The following is a 12650-nucleotide window of genomic DNA, read 5'->3' on the forward strand; positions in this document are numbered from 1 at the left end:
GGACGGGCGCGCCTATAGTGAAGAAGATCCGGATGCGCCCCGTCTTATGGAGAAGCCATGCCGGAAAAGGCAAAACTCCCGATCGTCTACGTGAGGGGATTCGCCGGCGACACCTCGGGGATCAACAGCGTCGTCAAGGATCCGTTCTACGGTTTCAACGAGGGGTCCACGCACATCCGCGTCGGACCGGACAACCAGCCCAGCTTCTACCAGTTCGAGAGCCCGCTGCTGCGTCTGCACCTGGACGAGGACTACAGGATCCTCGTCGAGGGCGGCCAGGAGGCCTATCTCGACGCGCACGACGACATCCCCTCCCACAGCATCTGGGTCCACCGCTTCTACGACGTGTCCGCGAGCACCTGGGGCGCGGAGTCACGGGAGTTCCGGCTGGAGGACGCCGCGCTCGACCTGCTGCGCCTGATCGAGAAACTGCGCGACAAGACCGGGGCGCCCAGGGTCCACCTCGTGGCCCACTCCATGGGCGGACTCGTCTGCCGCTGCCTGCTGCAGAAGATCCTCCCCGACCTGGGCCGCCGGCCGGCGGACTACGTCGAGAAGCTGTTCACGTACGGAACCCCGCACGGCGGGATCACCTTCGACATGGGGTTCGGCCTGCTGGAGAAGCTGCGCGACGCGATCGGCATCAACGGAGCCGAGATCTTCGGCCCGCGGCGCATGTACGAGTACCTCACGCCCAAGGCCGACCTGGACCCCGACGGCCCGCCCCCGTCCTGGAGCGCACGCGAGATGCCCGAGCGCGACGGGGCCTTCCCCCGGCACCGGGTCTTCTGCCTGGTGGGGACCGACCCGGCGGACTACGAGGTCGCGCTCGGCCTGTCCTCGGCAGCCGTCGGCGCCCGCAGCGACGGGCTCGTGCAGATCGACAACGCGTACGTGCCAGGAGCCCACGGCGCGTACGTGCACCGCAGCCACAGCGGCCGGTACGGACTGGTGAACTCGGAGGAGGGCTACCAGAACCTGCGGCGCTTCCTCTTCGGCGACACACAGGTCGCGGCCGCCCTCGTCGACTACGAACTGCCCTCCGACGACGGCCGCGTCACCTGGCAGGGCGAGGTGAGGCTGTCCGTGCGCGGGCTGCCGATCGTGATGCACGAACGCCTGGCCTCCCACTGGTGCCCGGTCGCGTTGCCGGCCCGGCACGCCGACGGCACGCCGGGCGCGCCCGTTCCGCTGACCACCACGTTCCTGCGCAGCGACCTGTCGCGGCCGGGCGAGAGCCCCACCATGCGCTACGCGCTGCACGTGCGGGTCCTCTCCCTGCGGGAGCGCCACGGGGTCCTGCACTTCTTCGACCACCTCGAAGAGGCCGCCGACTTCGACGACATCCTGGTCGTCGATGTCGGGACGGGCCGGACCGGTCAGCCCGGAGTCTGGGCGGCCTGGAACTCGGCCATCCCCGGCGCGATCAGGGACCACGAACCCGGCGGCACCGCGCTGGGCGACGAGGACCCGGCGAGCGGGGTGTGGCGCGCGCACATCCCGCTGCCCGACACCGCGAGGCCCATCCTCGGTGATCAGGCGAGGATCCGGCTCGTCGTCACGCCGCGGGACTGACGGTAGCGGCCGGGCGCCACGCCGTACTCCCGTTTGAAGGCCTTGGCGAAGGCGAACTCCGAGCTGTAGCCGCACTCCGCCGCCACCGCCCGCAGTGGCGTGTCGGTCTCGCGCAGCCGATGGCCCGCCGTCGTCATGCGCAGCCAGGTCAGATACGCCAGCGGGGGGCGGCCGACCAGGGAGGTGAAGCGGCGGGCGAAGGCGGCTCGGGACAGGCCGCCGCGGCTGGCCAACTCCTCGACCGTCCAGGATCGGGCCGGGTCGCTGTGCATGGCGTGCAGGGCGGCGGTGACGGCCCGGTCCCGCAGCGCGGCCGACCAGCCGCCCGTCTCCTCCGGACGCTCGCGAAGCCACCAGGTGCGCATCAGGTACACCAGCAGGGTGTCCAGGAGTCCGGACACGATCGCGTGGGAGCCGGGGTGGGGCTCGGCCAGTTCGGCGCCGAGGAGGTCGATGGCGGCGCGCAGCCGGGTGTGGCAGCCGACGCGGGCCGGGATGTGGATGACCGGCGGCAGTTCGGTGAGCAGCGGGTGCGCCCGCGCCCGGTTCAGCCGGTAGGCGCCGCAGAGCAGGAGCGTCTCGTCGGTGGGGACCGCGCCCGGGTCGGGCAGCGTGGGCCAGGACCCGTCGGGCTCCAGCTCGACGTCCTCCAAGGCGCTCTCGGGGTGGTCGGCGAGACCGTGGCCGTATCCGTGGGCCAGGAAGACGACGTCGCCCGGCCCCAGCCGCAGGGGGTCGGCGCCCCCGGGACCCAGCAGCCAGGCCGAGCCCTGGAGCACCACATGGAATCCGGCGCCGTCGGATTCGGGGAACCGCACGCCCCACGGCGCGCGCTTGGCCGTACGGGAGGAGTGGGGCCGGCCGGTGCGCATGGCCGCGATCGCATCGCTGAGGACGTCGCTGTTCCGTTCGGGCACGTACTACTACCAGCCGACGCTGCCCGGCTCGCGGCTCGGCTATGAGGCGGCGGGCGTGGTCGAGGCGGTCGGCGAGGGCGTGACGGCGTATCAGCCCGGCGACCCGGTGATGGCCGCGGCCAACTTCGACTTCGGCGTCCACGGCGTCTACGCCGAACGCGTCCTGCTGCCCGAGGAGTCGGTCATCCGCAGGCCCGCGGGCGTGGACGCGGTGACCTCGGCGGCGGCCTGGCTGTCGTACTCGACCGCGTACGGCGGCATGGTGGAGACCGCCGGACTCGCCCCCGGCGACCATGTGGTGATCACCGGCGCGTCCAGCGGGGTCGGCACCGCCGCGCTCCAGACGGCCCTGCGGGTGGGCGCGATCCCGATCGCCACCACGCGCGGCGAGGCCAAGCGGCAGCGGCTGCTGGAGCTGGGGGCGGCGCATGTGATCACGACGGACTCCGAGGACCTGGCGAAGGAGGTCAGGCGGTTCACCGGCGGCAAGGGCGCCGAGGTGGCCTTCGACGCCATCGGCGGCCCCGGGTTCGCGGCCCTGGGCGACGCGCTGGCGCCCGGCGGCGCGGCGGTCCTGTACGGCTGGCTGGACCCGCGCCCCGCCCAGCTGTCCATGAACTGGCCGCAGACCGTCCACATGTACGCGAACGGCGTGCCGGCCAGTACCGAGAGCTACCGCCGACGCGCGTCCGCCTTCATCGGTTCGGGCCTGGCCGACGGCACACTGGCGCCGGTCATCGCCGAGACCTTCGACGGGCTGGAGGCGATGGCCGACGCGCACCGCCTGATGGAGTCGAACGCACACACGGGGAAGATCGTGGTGGCCCTCGGCTGAGGCCCCACGCGTTCCCGGCGGGGCGAGTGCCGGCGGGCCCGATACCGATCATGTGCCCACGATGTGCCCTGACGGTGGGGATCACGCCCCTGCCACCAGCAGTCCGCCCATCGTCACCATGGTGGCGGCGACCAGTCCGTCCAGCACCCGCCACGCGGTGGGGCGCGCCAGTACGCCGCTGAGGAGCCGGGCCCCGTAGCCGAGGGCGGCGAACCAGAACAGGCTGGCCAGTGCGGCGCCGAGCCCGAACGCCCAGCGCAGGGAGCCGTGGTCGGAGGCGACGGAGCCGAGCAGCAGCACGGTGTCCAGGTACACGTGCGGGTTGAGCCAGGTCATCGCCAGGCAGGTCAGGACCGCACGCCGGGCGGAGCCGGCCGCGGCGCCCTGCGCGGTGAGGGCCGCGTCGTGCGCGGGCCGCAGCGTCCGGCGGGCGGCCAGGGCGCCGTAGCAGAGCAGAAAGCCGCCGCCGGCCAGCCCGACCGCGGTCAACGCGGCCGGCCATGCGGTGACCACGGCCCCGACCCCCGCCACGCCGAGTGCGATGAGGACCGCGTCGGACACGGCGCAGATGGCGACCACCGCGAGGACGGCATGCCGGCGCACCCCCTGGCGCAGGACGAAGGCGTTCTGCGCGCCGATGGCGACGATGAGGGAGAGTCCGGTGCCGAATCCGGCGAGTGCCGCCGTGAGGATGCCGTGCGTCATGCGGCCGACGTTATGGAGCACGTCGCCATCAGTAAAGCTAAACTTTCTTACGTATCCTTAGCTCTCGTGATGGATGAGCTTCCCCTCGACCAGGTGCGTACGCTGCTCGCCGTGGTGGACGAGGGCACCTTTGACGCGGCCGCGGCAGCCCTGCACGTGACGCCGTCGGCGGTCAGCCAGCGCGTCAAGGCGCTGGAGCAGCGCATCGGACGGGTGCTGCTGCTGCGGACGAAGCCGGTGCGGCCGACGGAGTCCGGTCAGGTCGTGGTGCGGTTCGCGCGCCAGCTCGCCCGCCTGGAACGAGACGCGCGGGCGGACCTCGGGATCGCCGGCGAGCAGGGCCCGGCACGGCTGCCCATCGCGGTGAACGCCGACTCCCTGGCCACGTGGTTCCTGCCGGCGCTGACCCGGGTGCCGCAGGACCCACCGGTCTGCTTCGAACTGCACCGCGAGGACGAGGCCCACACCACCGCGCTCCTGCGCGAGGGCCAGGTCATGGCGGCGGTCACCTCGTCGCCCGACCCGGTGGCGGGCTGCACCGTCCGCCTCCTGGGCCTGGTCCGGTATCTGCCGGTGGCCAGTCCCGGGTTCGCGGCACGCCACCTGACCGGGCCGCTCGCGCGCGACCTGCGCGACGCGCCGGCCATCGTCTTCGACCGCCGCGACGACCTCCAGGACGCCTTCGTACGGAGGCTCTCGGGCGAGGGGACGGGCGCGAGCCCGGTGCGCCACCACGTGCCCACGTCCGAGGGGTTCTGCGACGCGGTGGCCGCCGGGCTCGGCTGGGGCATGCTGCCGGAAGCGCAGGCGGCGCCGGGGCTGCGGTCGGGCGAGCTCATCACGCTCGCGCCCGACCACCCGATGGACATCCCGCTCTTCTGGCAGCAGTGGCGGCTCGACTCGCCCGCCCTGGCCGCCGCGGCGGGCGCGATCGCCTCGGTGGCGGCCGAGGCACTGCGCGCCCCCGCATAGCTACGCCCCGTCCGCGGCCGCCTGGAGCGCGGCGAGGTCGATCTTCTTCTGGCCGAGCATGGCCCGCATGGCGCGGGTCGAGCGCTCCTTGTCGGGGTCACCCAGGAGAGCGTCGGCCTGGGTGGGCCAGACCTGCCAGGCCAGGCCGAACCTGTCCCTGAGCCAGCCGCACTGGACCTCCCGGCCGCCGTCCGCGGTGAGCTTCTCCCAGTAGTAGTCGACCTCCTGCTGCCCGTCGCAGTTGATCAGGAACGAGACCGCCTCGTCGAACGTGAACTCGGGGCCGCCGTCGATGGCGGTGAACGCCTGCCCGTCCAGCTCGAAGTCGACGGTCATCACCGTGCCCGCCTCGCGCGGCCCGGCTTCCCCGTAGTACGTGACGTTGGTGATCCTCGAGTTCGGAAACACCGAACAGTAGAACTCGGCGGCCTCCTTGCTCTGCGTGTCGAACCAGAGATTCGGGGTGATCCGGGGCATCGTCCTCTCCTCACGTCGCCGGGTGTCGGTGCTGCGGACAGGCCGCCCGCTCGTCCAGCCAGCGGCGCAGCGCGTGGCGGTCCACCTTGCCGTTCGCGTTGACCGGCATGGTCTCCACGGCGTGCACCGACGTGGGCACCATGTAGGGCGGCAGGTTGTCCGCGGACGCGGCGGCCACGCCGGTCGGATCCGCCGCACCGGACATCACCGCGGTGATCGTCCCCGGGTCCGGCCACGTCAGGCACACCGCCTCCACCGCTCCGGACCGGCGCAGCACCGCTTCGATCTCGCCCAGTTCGATCCGGTATCCGTCGATCTTGACCTGCTGGTCGTTGCGGCCGATGCAGACCAGCTCGCCGTGATGCGTACGCACCAGGTCGCCTGTGCGGTAGTACGTCCTGCCATCGCGTGCGAAGAAGCGCTCAGCGGTCAGGTCGGGCGCCCGCCAGTAGCCGGGCGTGGTCTGGGGGCCGGCCACGCACAGTTCTCCCGTCGCCCCGTCCGCGACCGGAGCCAGGTCCTCGTCCACGATCAGCGTGTGCAGGCCGGGGTACGGCTGCCCGATCGGCACGTTGTCGTGCACGCACCGCGCCGGACTCGTCCGCGGGTCCCAGCGGTGGACCGTGCAGGCGATGGTCAGCTCGGTCGGCCCGTACAGGTTCTCCACGACCGATCCGGGCGCGGCGGCCTGCCAGGCCTCGGCGGTGGCCCGGGGCAGCGCCTCGCCGCAGAACAGGCTCCAGCGCAGGGTGGGCATCGATCCGGGCGTGAGGACGCCCAGCCTGCGTAGGCCCGCGGCCACCGACGGCACCGAGAACCAGACCGTGATCCCGTTGCGCTCCAGGTAGGAAAAGGGCTCCAACAGCTCCACGGGGTCCAGCGCGCAGACCCGCGCCCCGTTCTCCCAGGCCATGAAGAGGTCGAAGACCGACAGGTCGAAGGTCTGGTCGCCGATCTGAGTGAGGCTGTCGTCGGGCGTCAGCCGGTAGCGGTCCTGGTTCGTGTCGAGGAAGAACCGGACGTTGGCGTGGGTGACGGGGACTCCCTTGGGCTCACCGGTGCTGCCCGAGGTGAACAGCAGATACGCCAGGTCGTCGTGGCCGACCTCGGGCAGTTCCTCCAGCGGCGCGGCGGCCGCGAGATCGGCCGCGTCCAGGACCGGGCCGTCACCGAGCGCCGGGCTGTCACCGAGCCCGGGGCCGTCACCGAGCCCCGCGCCCTCGCCGAGATCCTGGCCGTCACCGAGATCCGGGACGTCGATGCGCAGGCTGTCGGGCAGCAGCACAGCCGGCCGCCGCGGCAGGCCGCGCAGCAGGTCAGGCAGTTGGGGCAGCGACGCCTCGTCGACGATCAGCGCGTCGACGCGGGACTGCTCCAGCATGGTCCGGGTCCGCCGTACGGGGAGATTCCGGTTCAGCGGGACGAACGCCGCTCCGGCGAACAGCGCGGCCGCCACCCCCACGTACGCGGCCTCACTGCGAGAGGCCAGCACACCGACCCGCCGCGGCCGGGGTCCGGCTGCCTCGACGATCGAGGCAGCCCAGCGCCGGGCGGTGTGCGCGACCTCCTGGTAGGTGTACTCGCGCCGGCCGATGGTCAGCGCGATGCGGTCGGGAAGCGTCTCCGCATGGTGCAGGAGCCCGGCGCCCAAGCGGGGTCGGCGTGAGTCGCTCATGCCTCCACCCTGCCGACCGAGGGCGCTCGGCGCCTGTTGGCGAGCGCGGTCAGGGGACGCCCCGAGCCGCGCGGCTCTCACGCGGTGCGAAAAGGAAGATGCCTGATCGAGAGGTGGAGCTGACGCGCTACAGCTGGTCGAGCCGCCAGTGCTGGCTGATGTCACCGGTGTCGTCCTGCTGGGTGATCTTCGCCCCGTCCGCGGTGGAGCCGCCCTCGACCCCGATGACCTTGCCGCTGTGGACGCTGACGAGCTTCACGTAGCCGCCACCGGCGTCGGTGGCGCGCCACTGCTGGTTCACGCCGCGGGTGGCGGGCCATTGGACGATGGGGGCGCCGTCGGACGTGGACTCGCCTTGCACGTCGACGAGGTGTCCCGAATGGGCGTTGGCCAGGGTGGTGATCTCATGGCCCAGGGAGGCGAGGATCCACTGCTGGTTGCTGTCGCCGTGGCGGGACCACTGGATCAGCTGGACGCCTTGGCCGGTCGAGGCGTCGGGGACGTCGAGGGCCTTGCCGCTGCGCCGGTTGGTGAGCACGTGGCGGCTCTGCAGGGCGGTGGCGAAGCCGATGGCCCTCGCCGTGGTCTGGTGCAGGTCGAGGACGGTGATCTGGTTGCGGCCGACGCGCAGCCAGGGCGCGGGGCAGTACAGGCGCTGCTGCGGGCCCATGGACCAGTACCGGCCGAGATTGCGGCCGTTGACCCAGACCACGCCCTTGGTCCAGCCGGACATGTCCAGGTAGGTGTCGCCGATCTTGTCGAGGGTGAGCGTGGCGCGGAAGAAGATGCCGCCCTTGTCGGGATCGCTGATCGTCGGGCGCAGGGCGGCCACGAACTTCTCGTCGACGGGCAGTGAGTAGGTCTGCCACCGCGTGAGGGGGCCATTGAGCGGACCGGCGCCGGACAGCGACACCTGCCCGGTGATGCCCTTGCGGTCGACGATGGCGTGCCCGAAGTTCACCCGGCCCAGCCCCTCGACCAGGATGTCGAGCGTCGGGTCGGCGGTGGCAGCGCCGAGGTTCAGGGTGCTGCCGTCGGTCACCTTCAACGGCGCGGCGTACGACGGGGACACGGCAGGTCGGCTGAGGCCGCCCTGGTAGGCGCCGTCGAGGAAGACGGTGGCGTAGTCGTGCACGCCCGAGACCGTGAGCGTTCCGCCGCTGTATCCGGAGAGCACGCGGCGGTAGAGGATGAAGCCGGAGTTCTGGCCGTAGCTCTCCATCGGCTGGGCCTCGACCGTCCGGGACGGGGGCAGCGGAGCGGGAAGGTTGTCCCACAGCGAGGCGTACGCGGCGGGGGTCACCGGGGCGGGGGAGATGGTGGGCACGGGCGCCGGGACCGAAGGCAGCGCACCGCCCAGGGAGTCGGCGATGAGGTCGCGGTACGCGGTGTAACGCGCGGTCGGGCGCCCCTGCTCGGTGATCGCCGCACTGTAGTCGTAGCTGGTGATGTCGGGTGTGTAGCTGCGGCCGTCGTTGTCGGCGTTGGCTCCGGCCCAGTAGCCGAAGCTGGTGCCGCCGTGGATCATGTAGATGTTGAACGACAGCCTGGCTGCCATGAGCCCGCGCAGGACGGCGGACTTGTCCTTGCCGATGCCGCCGAAGGTGCTGTCCCCCCACGCGGTGAACCAGCCGGCCCACGACTCGCCGACGAACGCGGGTACCGCCGGGAAGGCGCGGCGGCAGTCGGCGATGGCCGCGGCGTCGCCGTCGGACAGGCCGATGGCCCCGCCGGGCACGTTGGTGTGGTTGGTCCTGACCTGGTCCAGCCCGTCCTGGGTGTAGAACGGGCTGTCGATTCCGGCGTCGATCCATGCCTGGCGGATCTCGGCAAGGTACGTGGAGTCGTCGCCGAACGATCCGTACTCGTTCTCGATCTGCACCATGAGGACGGGGCCGCCGTTGCCGACCAGGAGCGGCTTGACGACCGGTGCGATCGTGCGGATGTAGCGGCGGACCGCGGGCATGTAGGCCGGGTCGGCCGCAGCCCGGACCCGCAGCTTGGCCGAGCGGTCGGCGAGCAGCCAGGCGGGAAGGCCACCGAGGTCCCACTCGGCGCACACGTAGGGTCCCGGGCGCAACAGCACCCACATGCCCTCGGCTTGGCACAGTCTGATGAACGCGGCGAAGTCGCGCCGGTCGGTGGTCAGGTCGAACACACCGGGGCGTTCCTCGAGGTAGTTCCACATGAGGTACACGCCGATGGTGTTCAAACCCATGGCCTTGGCCATCTGGATGCGGTGGCGCCAGTACTGCACGGGAATGCGGCACGGGTGCAGTTCACCGCTGCGGATCTGGAAGGGCTTCCCGTCGAGCAGGAACTGGCTGCCGTCCGCCGAGAAGCCGAAGGTGTGGTCGGCGGCGGCCGCGCGGCCCTCGCCGGCCAGGGTGGCCGCCAGCGGGGTGAGGGCGCTGACGATCAGGAAATCGCGTCGATCCATGGGGCGGCTCCGGGGTCGGGGGGAGGAGGTGGTGGGTCGGCGCGGCGCCGCACTACTCGACGGAGCGCTTCGAGCGTGGAGCCGCCGCGCTCGGCTGGGAGGCTCCCGCCGGTGGTGCCGTGGCAGGTTCGACACGCAGCAGGACGGTCCCGTGGGCGGGGACGGTCGCGGCCAGGGTGCCCCTCGTGCTGGAGGTCTCGTGCTGCCACAGGTCGCGCACCGAGTAGGCGTCGGCGGCGGGCAGGCCGACGGCCCGCGCGGTGGTGGTGATGCGCTGAGCGCCGGAGTCCTCGTTGAACAGGGCGACCGTGCGGCTGCCGTCCTTCATCTCCTTGACCACGACCCAGCGCCCGCCCCGGGAGGACAGCACCCGGCCCTGCCTGCCGAGCGGGTCCTGGTCGACGGCGATGACCTCCTTGTTGGCGAGGATCTCGAGCGTCTGGGGGTGGCCTTGCGCAGGTCGGAGCCGATGAGCAGCGGCGCCGCCATGATCGACCACAGCGAGAAGTGGGTGCGGTACTCGGTGTCGGTCATGCCGCCGTTGCCCACTTCGAGCATGTCCGGGTCGTTCCAGTGTCCGGGGCCGGCGGAGGAGGCAAGCGGCAGGTTCTGCTTCAGAATGGAGAGCATCGAGTCCCAGCGGTCGCTGATGTCACCCGTGGTGCGCCACAGGTGTCCGACGCCCTCGGCCCACTCCCAGGGCCTGTTCTCGCCCCACTCGCAGATGCTGTAGACCATGGGGCGGCCGGTCTTCTTCAGCGCGTCGCGCATCGTGGCGTAGCGCTGTTTGGCGTCCACGCCCTGGTTGTTGCAGTTGTCGTACTTCAGGTAGTCCACGCCCCAGTCGGCGAACTGCCGTGCGTCGGACTCCTCGTGCCCCAGCGCGCCCGGAAAGCCCAGCGCGTCGCAGGTCTTGGTGCCGGCGGAGGTGTAGATGCCGAACTTCAGGCCCTTGGAGTGGACGTAGTCGGCGAGCGCCTTGATCCCGCCGGGGAAGCGGACCGGGTCGGGCACCAGCTTGCCGTCGCCGTCGCGCTGCGGCAGCGCCCAGCAGTCGTCGAGGTTGACGTACTCGTACCCGGCCTCCTTGAGGCCCTTCTCGACGAAGAGGTCGGCGATGCCCTTGACCATGGACTCGTTGAACTCGGCCCGGCAGTGGGTGGAGTTCCAGTTGTTGAACCCCATCGGCGGGGTCAGGGCAAGCCCGTCGTCGAGCAGCGGATCCGTGTACGGGTCCGTGTGCAGGCTCGTGTGCCGTGCGGGGCTGTCGGCCTCGCGGGCCGCGGCAGGCACCGCGAGGGAGGACGCGCAGAGCAGGCCGAACAGCAGTGCTCCGGCCGTCTTTCGCCGAGGTGTGCGGGTGGGGACGCGGGACATCGTGACCTTCCTCCGTACTCCACGAGAGGTGGGTGACGCCGTGTGCACGTCAGCAGCGTGCGCTTACGGTAGGGCTTGGTGGAGTCTGTTGGAAGAGGTGTGTCCGTGATTGCTTGATGGGGGTGTTCCCGTCGATGGGGCGCGATGGCTGACGGGAAGACACGTCGCGCGTTCGGTTGTGTCGGATTTCGGCCCAGTCGGCGTCCTCGCCCACACTCCCGACCCCACCGCGGCGTCGGGCCGGGATCGCCCGGCTCCTGGCCCACCGGCTGCCGGGAGACGTCCTGGGCGATCGCGTCGCGCCCAGCAGGAGAGAACGGCGCGGACGCCCGATACTGGGAAGGATCGTGCTCACGGTGGAGAGATCCCGAGGAGCTGTAGCCATGGGCAACCAGGACGTACACGAGCCCGACCCCGACCGTCGTCGGCCACCCACGATCCGCACGGGCAGCGAGCAGCCGATCGATCCGGAGGACCTGGTCCGGGTCTCCGGTCGGGACCCGACGCCTGAGCGGATCGAGTGGGCCAGGAGGCGCTTGCAGGAAGAGGGAGCGGCGGCCATCGAGCGTTACCTGCCCTGACAGGGCGGGCCGGGGTCGTCCTCGACGCAACGCCGGGGAGGGGAACGGGCCGGCCGGCCATCCACGTCGGGTGCCCGACGGAGACATCACCCGGATGGCCGACACCCCGACGTGCGATGGTGAAAAGTCGCTCGACCGGATGCGGCGCTGCCGTCCTCACCGTCGCGGCAGCAGTGCCGCCGCGCCCAGCGCCGTGGCCACCAGCAGGCAGGCGGCGAGCAGCAGACTCTCCCGCATCCCCGGCGCGGAATCCCCCGCGAGGAGCGCACCGAAGACGGCGATGCTGACCGCCCCGCCCGTCTGGCGGCTGGTGTTGGGCAGCGCGGCTGCCGTTCCGGCCCGCTCGGCGGCGACGCTGTCGAGCATCAGCGAGGTCAGCGCCGGCATGGCGAGGGCGCCGCCGACGCCCAGCGGGACCATCAGCAGGGCTGTCACCCACGCGGGCGTGCCACTGTCGACGGCGAGCAGCCATCACACAGGCGGAGCCTCCCTCACCCTCCGGACCTCGCCCATGAACTCGTGTAGCCGATCCTGCATGCGGTCTCGGCCCCCCTGATGGCTAGTTGGCCATCAGGTCGCCGAGAGCACCAACGCTCGCATCGGTTCTTCGGGGTCAAGCGTCTCCAGAGCGGGCAACCAGGTCATCGCTTCCAGTCATGCCGTTTCAAGATCCGCACATTGCTGAACCACGCGCCCAGACCAACGAGGCCGAACAGAAGGGCGAACACGTCCCCAAGGGCACTCGTCGACACGATGGCCGCAAACAGACTTGCCAACATCACCACCATGGACACCCACTTGCGCAAGTGGGTCGCCCGCAGAAATCTCTCCTGTCTGCGTGCCGCTGCCTCACGCTCAGCGTCCTCTGCGTCCAGAATCCTTCTGGCTCGCGCATCCAGGCGCCTTCGCAGCTCTGCCTGCTCAGGACTGATGGGCGGCGCTGTCGCAGGCATGACCACGTCGCCGTGGATGTGTCCTGCCTGGACCACAGGCCCTCCGACGTCGCCGCTCAACTCGTTGTGCAGATACGGCTGTTCATCCATACCTCGGAAGATACGCCGGGGCCTTGAAAGATCACCATTGGAGGGCGTATGGC

Annotated in this window: 11 protein-coding genes and 1 pseudogene; 4 read left to right on the forward strand and 8 right to left on the reverse strand. The window is 71.2% G+C overall.

Features of this window, described 5'->3' with window-relative positions:
- Positions 1–57: 57 nt before the first annotated feature.
- The gene (locus Q3Y56_RS31570) at positions 58–1575 is read left to right on the forward strand and encodes a triacylglycerol lipase (RefSeq protein WP_304465146.1); all 1518 of its coding nucleotides are present in this window, start codon (positions 58–60) and stop codon (positions 1573–1575) included.
- Here the strand turns inward: Q3Y56_RS31570 and Q3Y56_RS31575 are convergent.
- On the reverse strand, positions 1536–2447 hold the full coding sequence (locus Q3Y56_RS31575; RefSeq protein WP_304465147.1) for an AraC family transcriptional regulator: 912 nt from the start codon (positions 2445–2447) through the stop codon (positions 1536–1538). The genes Q3Y56_RS31570 and Q3Y56_RS31575 overlap by 40 nt on opposite strands.
- On the opposite strand from Q3Y56_RS31575, the gene Q3Y56_RS31580 reads away from it, so the two are divergent.
- Positions 2446–3327 (forward strand): zinc-dependent alcohol dehydrogenase family protein, encoded by an 882-nt coding sequence (locus tag Q3Y56_RS31580; RefSeq protein ID WP_304465887.1) that lies wholly within the window; start codon positions 2446–2448, stop codon positions 3325–3327. The genes Q3Y56_RS31575 and Q3Y56_RS31580 overlap by 2 nt on opposite strands.
- Positions 3328–3408: 81 nt before the next feature.
- On the opposite strand, the gene Q3Y56_RS31585 is transcribed toward Q3Y56_RS31580, so the two are convergent.
- Complete coding sequence (locus Q3Y56_RS31585; RefSeq protein WP_304465148.1) at positions 3409–4032, reverse strand: LysE/ArgO family amino acid transporter; 624 nt, start codon at positions 4030–4032, stop codon at positions 3409–3411.
- Positions 4033–4101: 69 nt separating this feature from the next.
- Between Q3Y56_RS31585 and Q3Y56_RS31590 the strand changes: the two genes are divergently transcribed.
- Positions 4102–5004 (forward strand): LysR family transcriptional regulator ArgP, encoded by a 903-nt coding sequence (locus Q3Y56_RS31590; protein WP_304465149.1) that lies wholly within the window; start codon positions 4102–4104, stop codon positions 5002–5004.
- On the opposite strand, the gene Q3Y56_RS31595 is transcribed toward Q3Y56_RS31590, so the two are convergent.
- The 4 genes and pseudogenes from Q3Y56_RS31595 to Q3Y56_RS31610 all read right to left on the reverse strand — a co-directional run.
- Complete coding sequence (locus Q3Y56_RS31595; protein WP_304465150.1) at positions 5005–5481, reverse strand: VOC family protein; 477 nt, start codon at positions 5479–5481, stop codon at positions 5005–5007.
- 10 nt (positions 5482–5491) lie between these two features.
- Positions 5492–7156, reverse strand: a complete 1665-nt coding sequence (locus tag Q3Y56_RS31600) for an AMP-binding protein (RefSeq protein ID WP_304465151.1) — start codon at positions 7154–7156, stop codon at positions 5492–5494.
- 127 nt (positions 7157–7283) lie between these two features.
- Positions 7284–9596 (reverse strand): beta-galactosidase, encoded by a 2313-nt coding sequence (locus Q3Y56_RS31605; protein ID WP_304465152.1) that lies wholly within the window; start codon positions 9594–9596, stop codon positions 7284–7286.
- Positions 9597–9726: 130 nt separating this feature from the next.
- Positions 9727–10973: pseudogene (locus Q3Y56_RS31610) on the reverse strand (glycoside hydrolase family 27 protein); the annotation flags it as partial.
- Positions 10974–11356: 383 nt separating this feature from the next.
- Between Q3Y56_RS31610 and Q3Y56_RS31615 the strand changes: the two are divergent.
- On the forward strand, positions 11357–11554 hold the full coding sequence (locus tag Q3Y56_RS31615; RefSeq protein WP_304465153.1) for a hypothetical protein: 198 nt from the start codon (positions 11357–11359) through the stop codon (positions 11552–11554).
- 156 nt (positions 11555–11710) lie between these two features.
- Here Q3Y56_RS31615 and Q3Y56_RS31620 read toward each other — a convergent pair whose 3' ends face one another.
- Together Q3Y56_RS31620 and Q3Y56_RS31625 are read right to left on the reverse strand one after the other, a co-directional pair.
- On the reverse strand, positions 11711–11989 hold the full coding sequence (locus Q3Y56_RS31620) for a hypothetical protein (RefSeq protein WP_304465154.1): 279 nt from the start codon (positions 11987–11989) through the stop codon (positions 11711–11713).
- A 206-nt stretch (positions 11990–12195) separates the two neighbouring features.
- Positions 12196–12597, reverse strand: coding sequence for a hypothetical protein (locus tag Q3Y56_RS31625; RefSeq protein ID WP_304465155.1), 402 nt, complete (start codon positions 12595–12597; stop codon positions 12196–12198).
- Positions 12598–12650: the final 53 nt, after the last annotated feature.

Origin of the sequence: Streptomyces sp. XD-27 (assembly GCF_030553055.1) — a bacterium.
GTDB lineage: Bacteria > Actinomycetota > Actinomycetes > Streptomycetales > Streptomycetaceae > Streptomyces.

Excerpts from the sequence above, each read along its gene's own strand:
- Q3Y56_RS31600 (WP_304465151.1), bottom strand. The coding sequence starts at position 7,156 with ATGAGCGACTCACGCCGACCCCGCTTGGGCGCCGGGCTCCTGCACCAT.
- Q3Y56_RS31595 (WP_304465150.1), bottom strand. The coding sequence starts at position 5,481 with ATGCCCCGGATCACCCCGAATCTCTGGTTCGACACGCAGAGCAAGGAG.
- Q3Y56_RS31605 (WP_304465152.1), bottom strand. The coding sequence starts at position 9,596 with ATGGATCGACGCGATTTCCTGATCGTCAGCGCCCTCACCCCGCTGGCG.
- Q3Y56_RS31625 (WP_304465155.1), bottom strand. The coding sequence starts at position 12,597 with ATGGATGAACAGCCGTATCTGCACAACGAGTTGAGCGGCGACGTCGGA.
- Q3Y56_RS31580 (WP_304465887.1), top strand. The coding sequence starts at position 2,446 with ATGGCCGCGATCGCATCGCTGAGGACGTCGCTGTTCCGTTCGGGCACG.
- Q3Y56_RS31570 (WP_304465146.1), top strand. The coding sequence starts at position 58 with ATGCCGGAAAAGGCAAAACTCCCGATCGTCTACGTGAGGGGATTCGCC.
- Q3Y56_RS31590 (WP_304465149.1), top strand. The coding sequence starts at position 4,102 with ATGGATGAGCTTCCCCTCGACCAGGTGCGTACGCTGCTCGCCGTGGTG.
- Q3Y56_RS31585 (WP_304465148.1), bottom strand. The coding sequence starts at position 4,032 with ATGACGCACGGCATCCTCACGGCGGCACTCGCCGGATTCGGCACCGGA.
- Q3Y56_RS31575 (WP_304465147.1), bottom strand. The coding sequence starts at position 2,447 with ATGCGCACCGGCCGGCCCCACTCCTCCCGTACGGCCAAGCGCGCGCCG.
- Q3Y56_RS31615 (WP_304465153.1), top strand. The coding sequence starts at position 11,357 with ATGGGCAACCAGGACGTACACGAGCCCGACCCCGACCGTCGTCGGCCA.